Below are 20539 nucleotides of genomic sequence, written 5' to 3'. Positions count from 1 at the left end.
TAGAGACTACTTAGTTCCCAATAAAAAACGCCCCGGTCATCACTGACCGGGGCGTTTTTTGTACGCTTGATTCGACGCTTAGACCGTCGCCCGTTTCTTACTGCGGGCAAATGACTCACGCGATTCAGTTACTATTTCCAGTTCTTCCTTCGAACCGACGATTGCATTCTGATAGTGGCGGATACCCGTACCAGCCGGAATCAGATGACCAACGATCACGTTCTCTTTCAGGCCGTCGAGCGTATCGCGCTTACCCCGAATCGAAGCTTCGCTCAATACTTTCGTTGTTTCCTGGAAAGAAGCAGCCGAGATGAAACTGTCCGTACCTAACGATGACTGAGTGATACCCATCAACGTTGGTTGCGAAACGGCTGCCATGGCGTCACGAACGGTCACCAGTGCCATGTCACGGCGTTTCAGACCCGAATTCTCATCCCGAAGCTGACGGCTCGTAACGATCATACCTGGTTTGAAATTGGGTGACTCACCAGCTTCCATAACGACTTTAGCATCGAGTACTTTGTCGTTTTCTTCCCGGAATGCCCACTTATCTACCACTTGTCCTTCCAGGAAGTTGGTGTCACCAGAGTCGATGATCTCAACTTTCTGCATCATTTGCCGCACGATGGCTTCAATGTGCTTATCGTTGATTTTAACGCCCTGTAGACGGTATACTTCCTGAATTTCATTCACCAGATACTCCTGAACGGCAGTTGGGCCTTTGATAGCCAGAATGTCGCTTGGTGTAATGGCGCCGTCAGACAGCGGTGCACCGGCCCGTACAAAGTCATTGTCCTGTACCAGGATAAACTTCGACAGAGGCACCAGATATTTCTTCTTCGTGCCGTCTCTCGACTCGATAAAGATTTCGCGGTTACCACGCTTAATGGCACCATAGGTTACCACACCATCAATTTCGCTTACCACGGCTGGATTGGATGGGTTCCGGGCTTCGAACAATTCCGTTACCCGTGGCAGACCACCCGTAATATCACGGGTTTTACCTACGTTACGTGGAATCTTTGCCAGCGGTTGACCAGCCTTGATTTTCTGTCCTTCCTTCACCACCAGGCGTGAGCCAACGGGTAGGTTATAACTCTTCTGCAACGGACCTCCGTCATTATCGGGTAGGTGAAGCGTCAGCGTCGTGGTTCCCTGTACAACAATGGCTGGGTTCTTCGCTTTATCACGTGTTTCGATGATTACCTTCTCCTGGAAGCCAGTTTGCTCATCAAATTCTTCGCGATAGGTAATACCATCTTCAATGGCATCGAAATTCAGCGTACCTGTCAATTCCGACAGAATAACGGCGTTATAAGGATCCCAGGCACATATATCGTCACCTTTTTTCACCGTATCACCATCTTTCACCCGCAGGAATGCCCCGTAAGGAACGTTGTTGCTGATGAGTATAACGTTACGGTCATTTGGATTAACAATCCGAACCTCACCCGAACGACCCATTACAATCGTTTGAGGATTACCTTCTGCATCTTCCGAAGACACCGTCCGCATTTCTTCAAACTCAATGAGTCCGTCGAATTTAGCTTTGATAGACGCATCAACCGCAATGTTAGACGCTGTACCACCCACGTGGAAGGTACGAAGTGTCAACTGTGTGCCAGGCTCACCAATGGATTGCGAGGCAATTACGCCAACTGCCTCTCCAATATCAACCATACGGCCCGATGCCAGGTTACGTCCGTAACATTTCGCACAAACACCCTGACGGGATTCACACGTTAACACCGACCGAATTTCCACCGTTTCGATGCTTGTTTCGTCAATCCGAGCGGCTACTTCTTCCGTTACCAGTTCACCGGCTTCCATGATCAACTCCTTCGAGAGCGGATCATAAATGTCGTGAACCGTTGTACGGCCAAGGATACGCTCCGATAGTGGCTCAACTATATCTTCATTGTCTTTCAGTGCTGACACCTGCAGGCCACGTAATGTGCCGCAGTCGTCTTCACTGATGATAACATCCTGTGCTACGTCGTGCAAACGACGGGTCAGATAACCAGCATCGGCAGTTTTCAACGCCGTATCGGCCAAACCTTTCCGGGCACCGTGTGTCGAGATAAAGTACTCGAGTACGTCGAGTCCTTCTTTGAAGTTCGACAGAATTGGGTTTTCAATAATCTCACCAACCGAGCCCTGCAGGTTTTTCTGCGGCTTGGCCATCAGACCACGCATACCACCCAACTGACGGATTTGCTCTCTGGAACCACGCGCGCCGGAGTGCATCATCATATAGATGGAGTTGAAACCACCCTGATCTGCTTCGAGTTGCTTCATCAGCGTCTCGGTCAGACGGGAATTTACACGGGTCCAGATATCAATTACCTGGTTGTAACGCTCGTTCTCTGTAATCAGACCCATCAGGTAATTATCCCAGACAGTCTGTACTTCCGCCTTCGCTTCATCAACCAGACCCTGCTTTGCTTCAGGAATCATAACGTCACTAAGACCGATTGATAGACCGCCTTTGAACGCCATCTGGAAACCAAGTTCCTTAATTTCGTCCAGGAACTGAGCCGTCCGGGCACCACCCGAAATTTTGAAGATCAGCGCAATGATTTGCTGAAGCTTCTTCTTCGTCAGCAACTCATTAATGTAGCCAACTTCTTCGGGAACTGCCTGGTTGAATAACAACCGACCAGCTACCGTATCGATAATTTTAAAAACAAGTTCGCCATTTTCATCCCGAACTTTCACCCGGCACTTAATATTGGCGTGCTTGGAGACTTTACCTTCATTGATACCGATAACTACTTCTTCGGTGCCGTAGAACGTCATGCCTTCGCCCGCAATTGGGTACTCAGGAATGCTCTTACGGCCTTTAGTCACGTAGTATAGTCCCAATACCATGTCCTGCGATGGTACCGTAATTGGCGCACCGTTGGCAGGGTTCAGAATATTGTGCGACGCCAGCATCAGCAGAGAGGCTTCCAGTACGGCTTCCTGTCCCAGTGGAACGTGAACCGCCATCTGGTCACCATCAAAGTCAGCGTTGAAGGCGGTACAGACGAGTGGGTGTAACTGAATAGCCTTTCCCTCGATCAGTTTCGGCTGGAATGCCTGAATACCTAACCGGTGAAGCGTTGGAGCACGGTTTAGGAGAACCGGGTGACCTTTCAACACGTTTTCCAGAATGTCCCAGATAACAGGGTCTTTCCGGTCAACGATTTTCTTGGCCGATTTTACCGTTTTAACGATACCCCGCTCAATGAGTTTGCGAATAACGAACGGCTTGAACAACTCAGCCGCCATGTCTTTAGGCAATCCGCACTCGTGCAGTTTCAATTCAGGACCAACCACGATAACCGAACGACCTGAATAGTCGACACGCTTACCAAGCAGGTTCTGCCGGAAACGCCCCTGCTTACCTTTCAGCATGTCAGAAAGCGATTTCAGTGCCCGGTTTCCTTCCGAACGAACGGCGTTTACTTTACGCGAGTTATCGAAGAGCGAATCGACAGCTTCCTGTAACATCCGTTTTTCATTACGGAGAATTACTTCAGGTGCTTTGATTTCGATAAGCCGTTTCAAACGGTTGTTCCGGATGATAACCCGACGATACAGGTCATTCAAATCGGACGTGGCAAAACGACCACCATCCAGGGGGACAAGTGGACGAAGTTCGGGTGGAATAACAGGGACCATCTTGATCACCATCCATTCAGGACGGTTTTCAATACGACCGTTTGCTTCCCGGAATGCTTCAACAACCTTCAGGCGTTTCAGTGCTTCCGCCTTTCGCTGCTGCGACGTATCCGTAGCCGCTGCGTGACGCAGAGAATAGGATAGTTCGTCGAGTTCTACCCGCGACAACAGCATTTCCAGCGCTTCAGCCCCCATCTTGGCGATGAATTTGTTCGGGTCTTTATCGTCAAGGTGCTGGTTGGTACCCGGCAGTTTGTCAATGATGTCCAGATACTCGTCTTCCGTCAGAAAATCGAGTTGATTGATACCGTCTTCTGCCTTCACACCGGGCTGAACAACTACGTACCGCTCGTAATAAATGACCTGATCAAGTTTCTTGGTAGAAAGTCCCAGCAGGTAACCAATTTTATTTGGCAGACTACGGAAGTACCAGATATGCGCGACAGGAACCACCAGTTCGATGTGTCCCATGCGCTCCCGGCGAACCTTCTTTTCGGTTACTTCTACCCCACAACGGTCGCAGATAATGCCTTTGTAGCGTATCCGTTTGTATTTGCCGCAATGGCATTCCCAGTCTTTTACTGGCCCAAAAATGCGCTCGCAGAACAAGCCGCCCATCTCGGGTTTGTAGGTCCGGTAATTGATAGTCTCCGGCTGTGTCACTTCGCCGTAGGAACTCTCCAAAATAGACTCCGGCGATGCCAGGCTGATTGTTACGCTCTGGAAGTCGCTGTTGAGCTTCTTGTTCTTTTTGAACGACATTGGTTGGAGATTATAGGTTTGAAAAAGAGGAGTCAGGAGTTGGGAGTTAGGAGCGAGAAGGGCTGACGCATCAACATTCTCACTACTAACTCCTAACTCCTCTCTCCCATTACTCTTTATTCTAATGTAATTTCAAGGGCAAGACCACGCAATTCGTGAACGAGTACGTTGAACGACTCCGGAATATTCGGCTTCGGCAGGTTTTCACCTTTCACAATAGCTTCATACGCCTTCGCACGACCAACCACGTCATCGGATTTAACGGTCAGAATTTCCTGCAGGATGTTAGACGCTCCGAACGCTTCCAGCGCCCACACTTCCATCTCGCCAAACCGCTGCCCACCGAACTGCGCTTTACCACCCAGCGGCTGCTGTGTGATGAGCGAGTAAGGTCCAATTGAACGGGCGTGCATCTTATCGTCCACTAAGTGACCGAGTTTGAGCATATAAATGATTCCCACCGTAACGGGTTGATCAAAACGCTCCCCAGTCAGCCCGTTGTAGAGATAGGTCCGGCCGAAAGAAGGCAACTCAGCCTCATTCAGTTCGTCAGCTACCTGCTGTTCAGTCGCTCCGTCAAAAATTGGCGTAGCATACTTACGGTTAAGTTTCTGACCAGCCCAGGCTAGTACGGTTTCGTAAATCTGGCCGAGGTTCATCCGGCTAGGTACGCCAAGGGGGTTGAGCACAATGTCGACTTTCGTTCCATCTTCCAGGAAGGGCATGTCTTCATCACGTACAATCCGCGCAACCACACCTTTGTTACCGTGACGACCAGCCATTTTATCTCCCACTTTCAGCTTACGCTTCTTGGCGATATATACTTTGGCTAGTTTCACAATACCGGCAGGTAGTTCATCTCCCACTTCGAGCGTAAACCGCTCGCGCTTGAAGCGTCCCGAAATTTCACTCCGACGGTTATTGTAGTTTTTCACTAACGCAATAACCATCTCGTTCGCCTTCTCGTCGTCAGTCCAACTATCCAGATTCAAATCCGACAGTAGGTTAGCTTCTTCAGGTACAGCATAACTGCTTTCGTCGCGGTAAGCGTTTTTATCAGGGAAGAGATTATCCGTAATGTTCTTACGGCTGAACTTCACCCCTTTGCTCACTACTTCGTCGCCAAATTTGTGCTTAACACCAGCACTAGTTTTGCCATCGAGTAAGTTAACGGTCTTGTCGATCATTCGGGTACGGAAGTCGTTCAATTCACGACCGTACTTCTTCATCAGCGCTTTCACCTCATCTTTATGCTTACCCCGGTCTTCTTTGGCAGGACGGGCAAATAATTTGGTGTCGATAACTACTCCTTTCAGGGATGGTGGCGCTTTCTTGGACGCATCTTTCACATCACCGGCTTTATCGCCGAAGATGGCACGAAGAAGTTTTTCTTCAGGTGTTGGATCGCTTTCACCCTTCGGTGTGATCTTACCAATCAGAATGTCACCTTCTTTCACTTCCGTACCAACCCGAACGATACCATTCTCATCGAGGTTCTTAACGGTTTCTTCGCTAACGTTCGGAATTTCAGACGTTAACTCTTCTTCGCCCCGTTTGGTGTCGCGTACTTCCAGTTCAAACTCTTCAATGTGAATGGATGTGAAAATATCTTCCCGCACTACGCGTTCCGAAATCACAATAGCATCCTCAAAGTTGTATCCCTGCCAGGGCATAAAGGCAACCTTCATGTTCCGGCCCAAAGCCAACTCACCTGCCTGAGTCGCATATCCTTCACACAGTACATCACCTTTCTTTACTTTCTGGCCTTTCAGCACAGTTGGTTTGATGTTAATACATGTGTCCTGGTTAGTCCGGCGGAATTTGATCAGTTTATACGTCTTCCGATCTTCATCAAACGAAATAGCCATGGCATCTTCGTCGAGGTTGTATTTGACTACAATCTTGGTAGAATCAACCAGTTCGACGACGCCGTCTGCTTCGGCAATAACCAGCGTACGGGAGTCAACCGCTACACGACCTTCCAGACCAGTTCCCACGATAGGGGCTTCGGGCCGAAGTAATGGAACGGCCTGACGCTGCATGTTCGAACCCATCAGGGCGCGGTTAGCATCGTCATGCTCCAAGAACGGAATCATGGATGCGGCCACCGACACAATCTGGTTGGGAGCAATATCCATGAAGGTAACGTTTGCGGGTTCCGCGATGGGGAAGTCACCTTCAAAACGAGCTTTCAGGCGATCTACCTGGAAATTTCCCTTCTTATCGATGCCCGCATTTGCCTGAGCAATGTAGTGGGTATCCTCTTCTTCAGCAGTCAGATACATCACTGGCTTATCCATCGCAACTTTTCCGTTTTCGATAATACGATACGGTGTTTCGATGAAGCCCATGCTGTTGATTTTAGCATAGACACACAGCGATGAGATCAACCCAATGTTCGGCCCTTCCGGCGTTTCAATAGTACATAACCGACCATAGTGGGTATAGTGTACGTCACGAACCTCAAAACCTGCCCGCTCACGCGATAGACCACCCGGTCCTAGTGCCGACATACGACGCTTGTGCGTCACTTCGGCCAGTGGGTTTGTTTGGTCCATGAACTGCGATAACTGGTTAGTACCGAAGAACGAGTTGATTACGGACGATAGTGTCCGGGCATTAATCAGGTCAACAGGTTTGAAATCTTCGTTGTCCCGAACGTTCATTCGTTCTTTGATGGTCCGGGCCATACGGGCTAGTCCCACGCCAAACTGTGCATATAACTGTTCACCTACTGTCCGGACGCGCCGGTTACTCAGGTGATCAATATCATCGACAACGGCCTTCGAGTTGATCAGACCAATCAGATACTTCACAATAGACACTATGTCTTCTGTAGTCAATACCTTCATGTCCGACGAAATATCGAGCTGGAGTTTCTTGTTGATACGATACCGGCCTACATCGCCTAAGTCGTACCGTTTATCCGAGAAAAACAGACTCTGGATAATCTCGCGTGCCGTCTGCTCATCAGGAGCATCCGCATTCCGAAGCTGACGATAGATTTGCTCTACCGCTTCTTTCTCCGAATTGGAACTGTCCTTTTGCAGCGTGTTGTAAATGATGTTGTAATCGGCCATGTTCATGTCTTCCTTATGCAGGATGACCGACTTCTGCCCCGATTCTGTAATAACATCAATATCATCGGCTGTAATAGCTGAATCGCGCTCCAGAAGTACTTCGTTCCGGCTAATAGACACTACTTCACCCGTATCTTCATCCACAAAGTCCTCCGTCCAGGTGCGCAGAACCCGGGCCGCCAGCCGACGGCCAATTGCTTTTTTCAGATTGGCAGGAGTGGCCGGTACTTCTTCCGACAGACCGAATAGATCCAGAATGTCTTTGTCCGAACCGAAACCAATAGCCCGTAGAAGCGTCGTTACCGGGAATTTCTTTTTCCGGTCAATGTACGCGTACATGACATTGTTCACATCCGTCGAAAACTCAATCCACGAGCCTTTGAACGGAATAATGCGCGCTGAGTAAAGTTTGGTACCGTTTGTATGCTTGCTCATTGAGAAGAATACACCCGGCGAACGGTGCAATTGGGATACAATTACCCGTTCTGCCCCATTAATGACGAACGAGCCTTTCTCGGTCATATAGGGGATATTACCCAGAAATACTTCCTGCTCAATCGTCTCAAAGTCCTCGTTGTCAGGATCGTTGTTGGAAAGTCGCAGTTTGGCTTTCAGGGGTACCGAATACGTTAGACCCCGGTCAATGGATTCATCAACCGAATATTTCGGGGGGTCAACCAGGTAATCGATAAACTCCAGTTTGAAATTCTCACGGGAGTCGGAGATTGGGAAATTTTCCTGAAAAACCTTGAATAGTCCTTCTTCCGAGCGTTCGCTGGAAGGGGTGTCAAGTTGGAAAAAATCTTTGAAGGATTTTACCTGGATATCCAGAAAATCCGGATACCCGATCACTGGCTGAATCGTCGCAAAATTTTTGCGGGTACTGATTTTCGCGTTTGTCGCCAAGATTGTGCTTCGTTTAGTGCGTAACCGATTCTTAATGAGCGCGTTGCGAAGATTTGCCACGGCACTCGAACTAAGTAGTTATTCAAACCCCGGGCGTCACCCGACCTAAGGGGGAATAAATAAACAACATAATGCAATAAAAAAAAGTTTGTCTTTTGCAAGTGCTTTAGACAAAAACTCTCCAAACAGGAAAAGACCAGACGTTGGCCTGGCCTCTCCTGTTGGAGCGATATGCGAAAGAGCTATCTGCTTACTTAACTTCTACTTCAGCACCAGCATCTTCAAGCTGCTTGCGGAGTGATTCAGCTTCGTCTTTAGCAACGCCTTCTTTCACTGGTCTTGGCGCATTATCCACCAATTCTTTGGCTTCTTTCAGGCCCAGACCTGTCAGGTCTTTTACTAATTTCACCACAGCGAGCTTAGCAGCACCAGCTGATTTTAGCACTACGTCAAACGACGTTTTCTCAGCAGCAGCCGGAGCAGCATCGCCACCATCTGATGCACCACCAGCTACCATCATGGGAGCGGCAGCAGCCGGCTCGATACCATACTCATCTTTCAGGATTGTAGCCAGTTCGTTAACTTCTTTAACCGTCAGGCCTACAAGCTGCTCAGCGAACGCTTTCAAATCTGCCATTGTAGTATTTTCTTTATTTGATTGTGATACGATTTTTTGTAATACGGACGTTTTGCCCGCATTTTGTGTCGGAAAAGTACAGGCGAAACGCCCGCGCTACTATGCTTCCTCGCGCTCCGACAGCGTTTTGAGGATACCGGCCAATTTGTTACCACCACTCTGCAACGCTGAAATAACGTTTTTGGCAGGTGATTGCAACAGACCAATAATTTCGCCGATCAGTTCTTCCTTGCTCTTCAATGCGATGAGCGTATCGAGTTGGTCAGCTCCAATAAATAGGCTGTAGTCAATAGACGCGGCCTTTAGTTGTAGCTTGTCACTCGTTCTGCGGAATTCTTTGATAAGCTTAGCTGGTGCTTTGCCATTTTCGGGGTGAAACATCACCGCCGACTGACCATGTAGCACCACATCGTTGAACGGGGTGTAATCCGTGTCCAGGGGTTCGAGTGCTTTTTTGATGAACGTATTTTTCACCACTTTGTACTCTATGCCCCGATCAAAACACATCCGGCGGAGGTTATTGGTTTCAGCAACTGTCATGCCGTTAGCCTCCGTGATGTAGAAGAAGGGAATGCTCTGGAACTTTCCAGTCAACTCCTCAATTATTGCTCCTTTTTCGTCGCGTTTCATGGCTTATATACCGGCTACTGTGCCTTTATCAATTGTTACTCCCGGACTCATCGTGCTCGACAGGTTTATCGTTTTTACGTACGTACCTTTAGCCGAAGAAGGCTTCAGGCGCATTAACGTAGAAATGATCTCCTGCGCATTTTCGGCCAGTTTTTCTGGCGTAAACGATACTTTACCAATGCTGGTATGAATGATACCGGTCTTATCAACTTTAAAGTCGATTTTACCCGCTTTCACTTCGCGAACGGCTTTGCCTACTTCTGGCGTTACCGTACCCGACTTGGGGTTTGGCATCAAACCCCGTGGCCCCAACACTTTACCCAAACGACCGACTTTAGCCATAACGTTCGGCATCGTGATAATCACGTCGATGTCCGTCCAGCCCTGTTCGATTTTTTGAATATAGTCATCCAGACCCACAAAGTCGGCTCCAGCCTCTTTCGCTTCGTTCTCCTTGTCCGAGGTGCAAAGCACCAGTACGCGAACCGTTTTACCCGTACCGTGGGGTAGCGTGGCAACACCACGAACCATCTGGTCGGCTTTACGCGGGTCAACGCCTAACCGGACGTCAATATCCACGGAAGCATCAAATTTCGTGTACGAAATATCCTTCAGAATCTCGGCTGCCTGGTGGAGCGTATATTCTTTGGCAGCATCGTACTTCGATTGTGCTTCCTTTTGTTTTTTCGTTAACTTAGCCATTTGTGTGTTTGCTTCGGCAAGTCTGTTTAGTTCTCAAAGGGCGATGCGCCTGACACCGTGATTCCCATGCTGCGGGCCGTACCGGCCACCTGTTTCATCGCTGATTCAACAGTGAATGCGTTCAGGTCGGGCATCTTCGTTTCTGCGATTGTCCGAACCTGGTCCCATGTCACTGATCCTACTTTATTGCGATTAGGTTGAGCAGAGCCGCCTTTCAGCTTGGCTGCTTCCATCAGCAGAATCGGTGCGGGTGGTGTTTTGATGACGAAATCAAAGGACTTGTCCTTATAATACGTAATCAAAACCGGCAATACCGTCCCCATTTTATCCTGCGTACGGCCATTGAATTGCTTACAGAATTCCATGATATTTAAACCTTTGGAACCTAAAGCCGGACCGATTGGGGGTGCGGGGTTAGCTTGCCCACCTTTGACTTGCAGCTTAACGTAGCCACCTACTTCTTTTGCCATTGTGGTAATTTAGTTACGACCGCGTGGGCGGCCCCGTTACTGCCTGGGTTTCTTACTGGTTAGTCACATAACCAGTCCGCACACCTTTCGCAGCGAATCAACTTTTTTGGCTGGTCACCCTCTGAGGGAAGCATAGGATGCCAAACCTGGGAAAACTAATCTGACGATTAATTCTCCTTCTCTACTTGTGCGTAACTGAGTTCTACCGGAGTATTCCGGCCAAATATTTTAACAACAACGTTCAATTTCTTCCGGTCGTCGAATACTTCTTCTACTGTGCCGATAAAACCACCAAACGGTCCATCGACAACTTTTACGTTTTCTCCCTTGAGGTAGCTGGCTGTCGGAGTCGATACCTCTTCGGTTTCTTCATCATTCACTTTACCCAGAATGCGGTTTATTTCGGCCTGCCGAAGGGGAACTGGAACTTTCGATGTGGTTCCGACCTGCGCATTACCCAGAAAACCTAATACACCCGGCATATTCAGAATCATATCGAGTGCCCGGTTGTTGCCCAGGTCGGCTGAAATCAGGATGTAGCCGGGGAAAAAGGATTTCTCCCGAACGCGCTTCTTACCGTTACGCATTTCATACACCTTTTCTGCCGGGATCAGTACCTGCGGGATTACTTCATCCAACTTCTGCCGGATAATCTCATTGTCGAGGTAGGATTTAATTTTTTTCTCCTGACCCGACACTGCCCGAATGACGTACCATTGTATGCCGCTCATGTTTTGTAGGTCGATTTAGAATGACTGATAAAATGCATTCAGTCCATTCTCGAATACTAAATCTATTAACCCGACTAGTAGCGCAAAAATCAGCGAGGCTACCAGCACCAGTGTTGAACTGGATTGGAGGTCGCTGAATTTAGGCCAAGTCACGTTATGCTGAACTTCCTCCCAAGAGGCTTTCAGAAACGATGTAAACTTGTCCATTTTATGTAAAGGATTTGCACGGGTGGAGAGATTCGAACTCCCATCAACGGTTTTGGAGACCGCTATTCTACCCTTGAACTACACCCGTTTATTGAATAGAGGAGAGAGATGAAGCAAAAAGAAAGGAAGCTGAAAATAGTAACAACTCGTCTTAATTCTTACTCTTTACTCTTACATCTTTAGATATATCCGTCGAAACGGACTGCAAAAGTACGGAATAATATTAAAAAAGCAAGTGCATTTCTGCGCAGAAATGCACTTGCTTTTTAATGTTATTCCATTAATCGAGGATTTCCGTCACCTGACCAGCTCCTACGGTACGACCACCTTCGCGAATAGCGAAACGAAGTCCCTTCTCCATAGCGATTTTATTGATCAGACTTACATCAATCGTGATGTTATCACCCGGCATTACCATTTCAACGTTAGCAGGCAGCATGATTTCGCCCGTTACATCGGTGGTGCGGAAGTAAAACTGAGGACGGTACTTGTTGAAGAACGGGGTGTGACGACCACCTTCTTCTTTCGACAGAACGTAAATCTCAGCCTTAAACTTGGCGTGAGGAGTTACCGAACCTGGCTTACAAATTACCATACCCCGGCGAATAGCCTCTTTTTCAATACCACGCAGCAGTAAGCCTACATTGTCACCAGCTTCGCCACGATCCAGAATTTTCCGGAACATTTCAACACCCGTAACAACAGATTTTAGGTTTTCTGCACCCATACCCAAAATTTCAACAGCTTCGCCCGAGTTGATGATACCACGCTCGATACGACCCGTTGCCACTGTACCACGACCTGTGATCGAGAATACGTCCTCTACCGGCATCAGGAATGGTAATTCCGTCTGACGAGGAGGTAAGGGGATGAAGCTATCAACGCTATCCATCAGTTCCTCGATGGTTTTTACCCATTTCTCATCGCCGTTCAGGCCACCAAGTGCCGAACCCTGGATGACAGGGATATTGTCACCGTCGAAGTTATAGAAACTCAGCAGTTCGCGAATCTCCATTTCAACAAGTTCGAGTAGCTCTGGATCGTCGACCATATCCACTTTGTTCATGAATACAACCAACTGAGGTACACCAACCTGGCGTGCCAGCAGGATGTGCTCGCGAGTTTGTGGCATTGGTCCGTCCGTAGCGGCTACTACTAAGATAGCACCGTCCATCTGAGCAGCTCCCGTTACCATGTTTTTTACATAGTCGGCGTGACCTGGGCAGTCAACGTGTGCATAGTGACGACTCGCCGTTGCGTACTCAACGTGCGATGTATTAATTGTAATACCGCGCTCTTTTTCTTCGGGAGCGTTGTCAATCGAGGAAAAGTCCCGAATTGCGGCCAGACCCTTGCCGGCCAACACTTTCGTAATGGCAGCCGTCAGCGTCGTTTTACCGTGGTCAACGTGACCAATCGTACCGATATTTACGTGCGGTTTCGAGCGGTCAAAATTCTCTTTTGCCATGTTTTTAAAACGCTATTGTGAACTTTTGTTTGTTAGTAAATGAATTCGCTGAACAGTAACTAAACCCAGCGAAGTCATTCCTTTTAAGGTCTGACACCATTTGGGCTTAAAACTACACGGGCGTCGGACGGTATGAGCCGTCCCTTCAACAAAGACTTCAAAAAAAGAAGTCCTGAGCCGTTACGGGGATTTGAACCCCGGACCTCTTCCTTACCAAGGAAGTGCTCTACCACTGAGCTATAACGGCTTATATACCATAAAATGAACGGATGTTGTCAGTACATTTTATAGTATCTGGTAAAAGAATGGAAGACTACCGGAGCAGTCTCGAAGTGGAACCCCACTATGTCCGCAACTTATAGTCTCAAATACCATCGCTCTACCTAACAGAGCGGAAGACGGGTCTCGAACCCGCAACCTATAGCTTGGAAGGCTATCGCTCTACCAATTGAGCTACTTCCGCTTATTCATTTAGTGGGGAGTGGAGGATTCGAACCTCCGAAGGCGTACGCCAGCAGATTTACAGTCTGATCCATTTGGCCACTCTGGAAACTCCCCGAAAAGGTAAGTTAAAGAACATTTCCAAGCCCGCTTCCGGTTTTGGAGTTGCAAAATTACATGTTTTTGCGGTGTTGTCAACAGATGCTCCAAAAATAATTTAAGACTGCCCCCTTATTTAAGCATTTTCGTTAGTTGCTGAGCATTGGGATAGTTTATCTCCGTGATACCCCATCGGCCCGCTACTTGCTGCATATCAATTTTGACCTCTTCGGGTTTTTCTTTATTTAGAAATGTTACGTACACAATAGCCCGCGTACCACCAATAGCCGCCGGTTCTACCCACATCTTTTTTATATTGGCATCAGGAGCATTATAAAGTAGGTTTGTCTTAGCCCTGTTGACTTTACCAGTTGATTTTTGTGCATCGTTCCAGATGAGATCGGCAGTGGGTTTAGCAAAAAACTCGTCTATCAATGCCCGATTTTTCTTCTCCCGAAATGGATTCTCCGTTTTGTTATGCTCGAAATAAAGTGCTCTTACCAAACGATCAGGTACGGTTCTGGGAGCATCGGGACCGGGACGTTTGGACAGGGCTGTGGTACTATCATCTATTACAGCCGTTTTTTCTTTGCTCTCATCCTGTTTTGGTTTAGTTTGGCAGGCTAAAGAGAAAGTGAGTAAAGTGAGGGTCAAGTAGGTAGTCTTCATGAATATGATTTAGGTGTTCAGTAGCATCAAATAAACTGACTGATTACAAGATATTTCAATAAGTAATCAATTTCAATAAGTCCACATTCATAAAAGCCGCTTCCAGGCAATGGGAAGCGGCTTTTATGAATGCTGTAAATGCACACTTTTTACCAGACCTTAATTCGGTCTTCCGGCTTTTTATACATTTTATCACCCGGCTTCACATCAAATGCCTGATACCAGGCCGTAATATTTGATAGGGGGCCATTGCAGCGGTACTGCCCTGGGGCGTGAGGATCAACCATGATTAGCTGAGCCTGTGTTTCGGGCAGGACGTTGATACGCCATACCTGGGCCCAGGATAAAAAGAACCGCTGGTCGGGGCTGAACCCGTCAATCATACTTTTTTTGCCGGTTGATTTGCCCTGAGGTGTTTTCTTGAACGCATCATAAGCAATAGATAAACCACCTAAATCCGCCAAATTTTCGCCCAGGGTCAACTGACCGTTCACCTTGATTGTGTCGAGCACTTTGAAGCCAGAGAACTGGTCGCGTACCTGGTCGGCCCGTTTTTTAAAGTTATCAGCATCGGCCTTTGTCCACCAATCGCGCAGGGTACCGTCTGAATCATACTGGCGACCGGAATCATCGAAGCCGTGTGTCATTTCGTGGCCAATTACAGCACCGATACCCCCATAATTGACCGCATCATCGGCAGCAGCATCGAAAAAGGGAAATTGTAGAATAGCGGCTGGGAAAGCAATTTCGTTGTTGACCGGGCTATAGTAGGCATTTACAGTTGGTGGCGTCATTCCCCACTCTGTCCGGTCGACGGGTTTGCCCAATCGGTTGATCATGTAATTATACTGCCACTTTCCTGCCGACTCTACGTTGCCGTAAAAATCAGCTCGATTGATAGCAACGCCATCATAGTTTTTCCATTTGTCAGGATAACCAATTTTACGTTTAAACGCCAGCAGTTTGTTAAGTGCTTTTGCCTTGGTATCATCACTCATCCAATCCAGTTTTTTGATATGCTCCTTATAAGATGCCTCCAGGTTATCGACCAGCGCCAGCATACGTTGTTTTGCTTCGGGCTTGAAGTATTTCTGAACATAGAGTTGTCCCAGCAAATCCCCCAGCGATCCATCAATCAGACTACTCACGCGCTGCCAGCGGGCAGTCTGCTCTTTCTGGCCGGACAGCACTTTTGAAAAAGCAAAGTTCTGGTTGACGAATGGACTACTCAGGTATGGCGCTGCTCCCTTAAGGATATTCCAGCGCATGTATGTCTGCCAGTCCTCAATGGGTGTAGCGGTTACCAGGCTGTCCAGCGAACGGTAAAATGCCGGATTTTGCACTAGTACAGTATCCTGTCCTTTTACGCCCAGCTTCGTCATCTGATCGGCCCAGTTGATGCCGGGCGTTTGTTGACTGAATTGAGCAACGGTAAATTTATTGTATGTTTTATACGGGTCGCGGAGTTCAACGCGGGGCATTTGGGCTTTCGCCAAAGCAGTTTCTACCCGTAAAACAACGTCGGCATCCTGCGAAGACTGAGTTGGCTCCTCGCCAATCAACCCAAACATTTTGGTGAGGTGATCGCGGTAAGCATCGCGTACTTTCTGGCTCCGGGCATCATTTTTCAGGTAATAGTCACGGTCGGGTAGCGTGGTACCTCCCTGACTAAACTGCGGCAGGTATTTATTAACATTCTTGCGGTCCTGTCCTACGAAAAAGCCAAATAGCATACCATTGCTCTGCGTTCGCTGATAAGCCAGCTCATTCAGAAAAGCAGTTTTATTCGTTACTTTCTCGATCCGGTCAAGGTCAGGTTTGATGGGGTCAAAACCACGCTTCTCAATAGTAAGGCTATCCATACCACTCTCGTAAAAATCGCCTACCATCTGGTACAAACGCCCTTTGGTAGTTGTTTTCGACGCGTCTTCGAGGAGGGTCTTCATGGCATCGAGACTCTTTTCCCGAAGTTCATTAAAACTTCCCCATGATGTTTTAGACGCAGGAATTTCATTCTTCTTCAGCCAGTTACCATTGGCATACTCGTAGAAATTGTCACCCGGTTTCACGGACTGATCCATGTTTTGCGGGTCAATAAATTTGCGGTTGTCAGCGGCTATAAACCCAATGGCTATGGCTAACACCACAAGAAAAGACACCTGTTTGGTCATGTTTTTATTTGTTGGGGTTGATGAAAGAAGACAAAACTAACAAAAAAAAGGAACCCGGACCAGCAGCGACCATGCAGCCGCGCTGATCCGCGCTCCTTCCTTGTATGATGTGCTTACTTACTGGCGGATAAGGCTGATTGGACGTTTCTATAGGTTGTCGTCTTATACTGGTCGAATGGCTCTTTCTTATGATAATTTTGGCCAAAGTAGGTGATTATCTGGTGAAAGGTACGGGGTTCAAGGTATCCGGGAATAGGCTGAATAAGGTTAAACTTTTCGTCCATAAATACGGTCGTGGGATAACTCATCTGGTTTTTCAGTAAAGCAGCAGCCAACTCATGAACGCCCCGGCTACCTCCCCTGACAAACTTGAACGTTTGCCCTCCCAGCCGTACATCGGCAGTTTGCTCGGCATTGAACCGGACCGGATAGTAATTCTCGTTGACGTAATCAACAATAGCTGGTTTGGAGAACGTTTCCCGGTCCATCACTTTGCACCAGCCGCACCAGTCTGTGTACACGTCTACCACAAACTTCCGGGGTTTTTTCTGCGTCAGCGCGTAGGCCTCCTCAATACTCAGCCAGTTTATATGCCTGCGCTCATCTGTCGATTTATGCAGGACTGATGTTGCCGTTAACTGCCCGGTAGGCAAATTAGTCCGAAACGCACAAATCGTCAGCAGGACGAAAGCGGCAAAAAATAAAAAAAGACGGTTCATACAGATGATTGGTTCTCCAGGTGAATTCGTTTTATAGATAACGACCAATGGTCGATAAAATTCGTAGAATGGAGTGTCGGTTTGTTAAATTTTAATGGCCCGGATGATATCCCGTTTGTGCATAGGGCCGGGATGCTTTTCAACAGTTAGCCCTGCTGCCCGCATGCTTCGCTGTACATAACTTCTTGAACAATAGGTAGTCAACATGCCTCCAGGTAGCAGTAAGTCCGCCAGTTGTACAAAAATAGCAGGCTCCCAAAGTTCAGGCTGTGCAGTTGGGGCGAAGGCATCATAATAAATCAGATGAAAACGGTCGGTTGTTTGCCATTCCTGCAGCAGGCACTCGATTTTTATCAATGTGAAAGAAGGAGCGATTAGAACCGGTTCGTTCCAGGGCGATTCATGTATGGCAGGCAGGAGGGAGGTGCCAAGCTGTTCGTCGAAATTTAGCAAACGGGTATCTTCTGCCGCCATTGGATACCCATCAATAGCCGTGTAGCTTACCCGTCGTTGAAGCTTAGTTGCCTCATGAGCCGTTAGCAGGGTATTCAACCCCGTACCGAATCCCATTTCGAAAACCCTGAGCTCTTCTTCGTGGAATTTTGCGAGTGCCGCTAGTAATCCCAGTTCGATATAAACCCGCTGCGACTCCTGATACGCCCCATGAATGGAATGGTATGATTTATCGAATTCTTTGTTGATAGCCGTGTGTGAACCGTCGGTAGTTAGCAACAGGCGAACATCAGCTTTCATAAACTATCAGTTTTTAGGCTATTTTTGCGGGTCAAAAAACATGATTACGCATGATTCAACGCGTTCAAACAATATTTCTGTTTCTTATTGCCGTGGCCATGGGGGTTGCATTGGCTAATCCACTCTGGGAAAAAGTTGGTGCACAGCCAACGGAAATGGCGCATTTATCCGCGCTTCAGTATAGTTATCAACAGGGTATCACAACGTTTGTGGATAGTGTATGGTATCTGGCTTTGTTAATCGCTCTGGTTGGATTGGTGTCGCTTTACGCCATTTTTCAGTACAAAAATCGCCTGACACAAACGGCCCTTTGTGCTGTGAATGCATTGATGCTTACGGCTATCATGGGTATTATATTGTACAAGACCTTGTATGCTGGAAAAGAATACGGCGATCCCGGCGATCAGGGAAACTTCCTTACCGGGTTCTACGCCATTATTGTAGCCCTGGTACTGAATGCACTGGCCAACCGGTTTATTCGGCGCGACGAAAAACTCGTTCGGGGATCGGAGCGATTACGGTAGATTTCCCAATTGAAAACAGGTTTGTAAAGGGCGTTCAACGCCCTTTATTCGTTTCTACAGGAGATATTTCCTTAAACTTGGTCCCGAAAAAGTCACCATCGTTCCAGACGGGACGGTTATCGGCCTGAGCGGTTAGATAGCCAATCAGAAACTGTAATTGTACATGTCGGCCAGCCGCGTTCCAGTCGAAGGGTTGATTCATATCATCCTGAGGAGTATGGTAGGTAGTCGCCCGCCAGGCCAGGTTAAGTTTTGTTCCATCGCGGGAGTCGCCGGTAGTGGAGCCGCTTTTGACGTAGATGGCCGGAATGCCCTGCCGCACAAAACTGAAATGGTCGGAGCGCATGAATACGGACTGTTCGGGAATGGGGTCTTTCGCAATCTCGACGCCCACAAATTTCGCGGCTGCCCGTACGGCTCCCACCATACTGGAATGCTCAACCCCATAGGGTACAATATCGAGTAGTGGATGGAAGAAAAAAGGCATGTCGAGACAAAGATTTGCTACTATATTTTCTTTCGGCACAGTTGGGTTACTGGCAAAGTAATCGGACCCTAATAATCCCATTTCCTCGGCGGTAACGGCCACAAACAAGATAGACCGGCGGGGGGCTTTAGGGAGTAGCGTATACAGTCGGGCGGTTTCCAGATTAATTGCCACGCCTGATGCATTGTCGTGAGCGCCGTTATTAATGGAATCACCCTTAACGGGTTTGGTAATGCCGAGGTGGTCAAGGTGCGAAACGTACACAACGTATTCGTTTTTCAGCACCGGGTCGGAGCCGGGTAAAAGTCCTACAAGGTTTTCGCCTATCAGGTCATCATTCAATTCCGTTTGAGTGGTTGCCTGTATCGACAGGTTTAGTGGAAATGCCTGAGGCTGGTTCTTGGTGGCTGCTATTCGGGCATCATCAAACGTTTTGCCGGCTCCGGCAAATAACGTGCGGGCGGTTGAATCACCCAGTGAGGCAATTACTTTTAGTGTTGGAAAGATTCGTTGCACCTGTCCTTTCGAATCGACCCAGCGGTAGGTAGCCTGTCGGTTGCGGGGGGCGTTGGATTCGATACGGGCAAACATATCGTTCGGTAAACTGAACGTAATGATTCCTACAGCTCCGTGTTTGGCGGCTACTTCCTGCTTGGCGGAGTTTGAATAAGCGCGCTGGTTAGAAGGGAATGATGTGGGGGCACCATTGAAGCAGGCTACAATTTTACCCTGTACGTCAATGTTCGCGTAATCATCGTACTCCAACTCTGGAGCTGATACACCAAAGCCAACGAATACAACCGGAGCAGACATCTGACTCGTTGCCTGACTAAATTGTGGGCTAAAAATGTAGTTTTTTCCATAAATCATGTGTTCTGGCGCACCAACTACCCCATCACTGCTCTGGCGGGTCAGAATCATCGAACTGCCCGCATCCTGCACTAGTGCCCGGCGCAGCGGCACCTTCTGGCGGTAGGTTCCACCCTGGCCCATTGGCTTGAAGCCAAGTGTCCGAAATTGTTTTTCAATGTACTGAGCGGCCAGTTCGTAGCCACGAGTACCGGGTTTACGGCCTTCGAGTTTATCATCGGCCAGATAACGCATATGTGCTTCAACAGCTGCTGGCTGTACCGCTTTCGCTACCTTTTGGGCTTCCGCCGGAATTGTCGGCACTGGCATTGATGAGCCGGTCTCCGGATTGGATTGAGCCAGGGTATAAAAAAATGGAGTAATAAAGACGAGGACGATAAGGATGTATTTCAACGCAGTAGCAGGGGTTACTATTAACTATACAATGTAAGCTATATTTGCCGATTATACGAAACCGCCAATGAATATAATGATTTCTATGACTGCCACTACAAAGTAGTTTGGCGAAATCATACTATTAACTCATTTGCCGTATCTTGAGCCTCAA

15 protein-coding genes and 4 tRNA genes are annotated in these 20539 nt (G+C 48.0%); 1 reads left to right on the top strand and 18 read right to left on the bottom strand.

The window, feature by feature from the left end:
• Positions 1-78: 78 nt before the first annotated feature.
• The 17 genes from rpoC to mnmC2 form a co-directional block, all read right to left on the bottom strand.
• Positions 79-4428: a DNA-directed RNA polymerase subunit beta' gene (gene rpoC / locus B157_RS0126635; RefSeq protein ID WP_020606364.1), complete on the bottom strand. Its 4350-nt coding sequence runs from the start codon at positions 4426-4428 to the stop codon at positions 79-81.
• Between the two features lie 116 nt (positions 4429-4544).
• Entirely contained in the window at positions 4545-8414 is a 3870-nt protein-coding gene (gene rpoB / locus B157_RS0126630) for a DNA-directed RNA polymerase subunit beta (protein WP_020606363.1), read from the bottom strand.
• 250 nt (positions 8415-8664) lie between these two features.
• Entirely contained in the window at positions 8665-9051 is a 387-nt protein-coding gene (gene rplL, locus B157_RS0126625) for a 50S ribosomal protein L7/L12 (RefSeq protein ID WP_020606362.1), read from the bottom strand.
• Positions 9052-9150: 99 nt separating this feature from the next.
• On the bottom strand, positions 9151-9681 hold the full coding sequence (gene rplJ / locus B157_RS0126620) for a 50S ribosomal protein L10 (RefSeq protein WP_020606361.1): 531 nt from the start codon (positions 9679-9681) through the stop codon (positions 9151-9153).
• A gap of 3 nt (positions 9682-9684) precedes the next feature.
• A complete protein-coding gene (rplA, locus tag B157_RS0126615) occupies positions 9685-10383 on the bottom strand; it encodes a 50S ribosomal protein L1 (protein ID WP_020606360.1) in 699 nt (232 codons plus the stop codon).
• Positions 10384-10409: 26 nt separating this feature from the next.
• Positions 10410-10853 carry a 50S ribosomal protein L11 gene (gene rplK, locus B157_RS0126610; protein ID WP_020606359.1) on the bottom strand — a complete coding sequence of 148 codons (444 nt, stop codon included), beginning with the start codon at positions 10851-10853 and terminating at the stop codon, positions 10410-10412.
• Positions 10854-11020: 167 nt separating this feature from the next.
• Positions 11021-11584 (bottom strand): transcription termination/antitermination protein NusG, encoded by a 564-nt coding sequence (gene nusG, locus B157_RS0126605; RefSeq protein ID WP_020606358.1) that lies wholly within the window; start codon positions 11582-11584, stop codon positions 11021-11023.
• Positions 11585-11599: 15 nt separating this feature from the next.
• Positions 11600-11791 (bottom strand): preprotein translocase subunit SecE, encoded by a 192-nt coding sequence (gene secE / locus B157_RS0126600; protein ID WP_020606357.1) that lies wholly within the window; start codon positions 11789-11791, stop codon positions 11600-11602.
• Between the two features lie 17 nt (positions 11792-11808).
• Positions 11809-11879, bottom strand: a tRNA-Trp gene (locus B157_RS0126595).
• Positions 11880-12071: 192 nt separating this feature from the next.
• Entirely contained in the window at positions 12072-13259 is a 1188-nt protein-coding gene (gene tuf / locus B157_RS0126590; RefSeq protein WP_020606356.1) for an elongation factor Tu, read from the bottom strand.
• A gap of 175 nt (positions 13260-13434) precedes the next feature.
• Positions 13435-13506: transfer RNA gene (locus tag B157_RS0126585), tRNA-Thr, on the bottom strand.
• Between the two features lie 143 nt (positions 13507-13649).
• Positions 13650-13722 (bottom strand) — tRNA-Gly (locus B157_RS0126580).
• A gap of 12 nt (positions 13723-13734) precedes the next feature.
• Positions 13735-13817 (bottom strand) — tRNA-Tyr (locus B157_RS0126575).
• Positions 13818-13931: 114 nt separating this feature from the next.
• Complete coding sequence (locus B157_RS0126570) at positions 13932-14468, bottom strand: hypothetical protein (protein WP_020606355.1); 537 nt, start codon at positions 14466-14468, stop codon at positions 13932-13934.
• Between the two features lie 149 nt (positions 14469-14617).
• Positions 14618-16639, bottom strand: a complete 2022-nt coding sequence (locus tag B157_RS0126565) for a M13 family metallopeptidase (RefSeq protein ID WP_020606354.1) — start codon at positions 16637-16639, stop codon at positions 14618-14620.
• 113 nt (positions 16640-16752) lie between these two features.
• Positions 16753-17358, bottom strand: a complete 606-nt coding sequence (locus tag B157_RS0126560) for a thioredoxin family protein (RefSeq protein WP_020606353.1) — start codon at positions 17356-17358, stop codon at positions 16753-16755.
• Positions 17359-17442: 84 nt separating this feature from the next.
• A complete protein-coding gene (gene mnmC2 / locus B157_RS0126555) occupies positions 17443-18111 on the bottom strand; it encodes a tRNA (5-methylaminomethyl-2-thiouridine)(34)-methyltransferase MnmC2 (protein WP_020606352.1) in 669 nt (222 codons plus the stop codon).
• Positions 18112-18161: 50 nt separating this feature from the next.
• Between mnmC2 and B157_RS0126550 the strand changes: the two genes are divergently transcribed.
• Positions 18162-18635 (top strand): DUF4293 domain-containing protein, encoded by a 474-nt coding sequence (locus B157_RS0126550; RefSeq protein WP_020606351.1) that lies wholly within the window; start codon positions 18162-18164, stop codon positions 18633-18635.
• Positions 18636-18669: 34 nt separating this feature from the next.
• Here B157_RS0126550 and B157_RS0126545 read toward each other — a convergent pair whose 3' ends face one another.
• Entirely contained in the window at positions 18670-20385 is a 1716-nt protein-coding gene (locus B157_RS0126545; protein WP_026308984.1) for a M28 family peptidase, read from the bottom strand.
• Positions 20386-20539: the final 154 nt, after the last annotated feature.

Source organism: Spirosoma spitsbergense DSM 19989 (assembly GCF_000374085.1).
In the GTDB taxonomy this organism is placed as follows: domain Bacteria; phylum Bacteroidota; class Bacteroidia; order Cytophagales; family Spirosomataceae; genus Spirosoma; species Spirosoma spitsbergense.
This window is presented reverse-complemented; position numbering and strand designations above follow the sequence as displayed.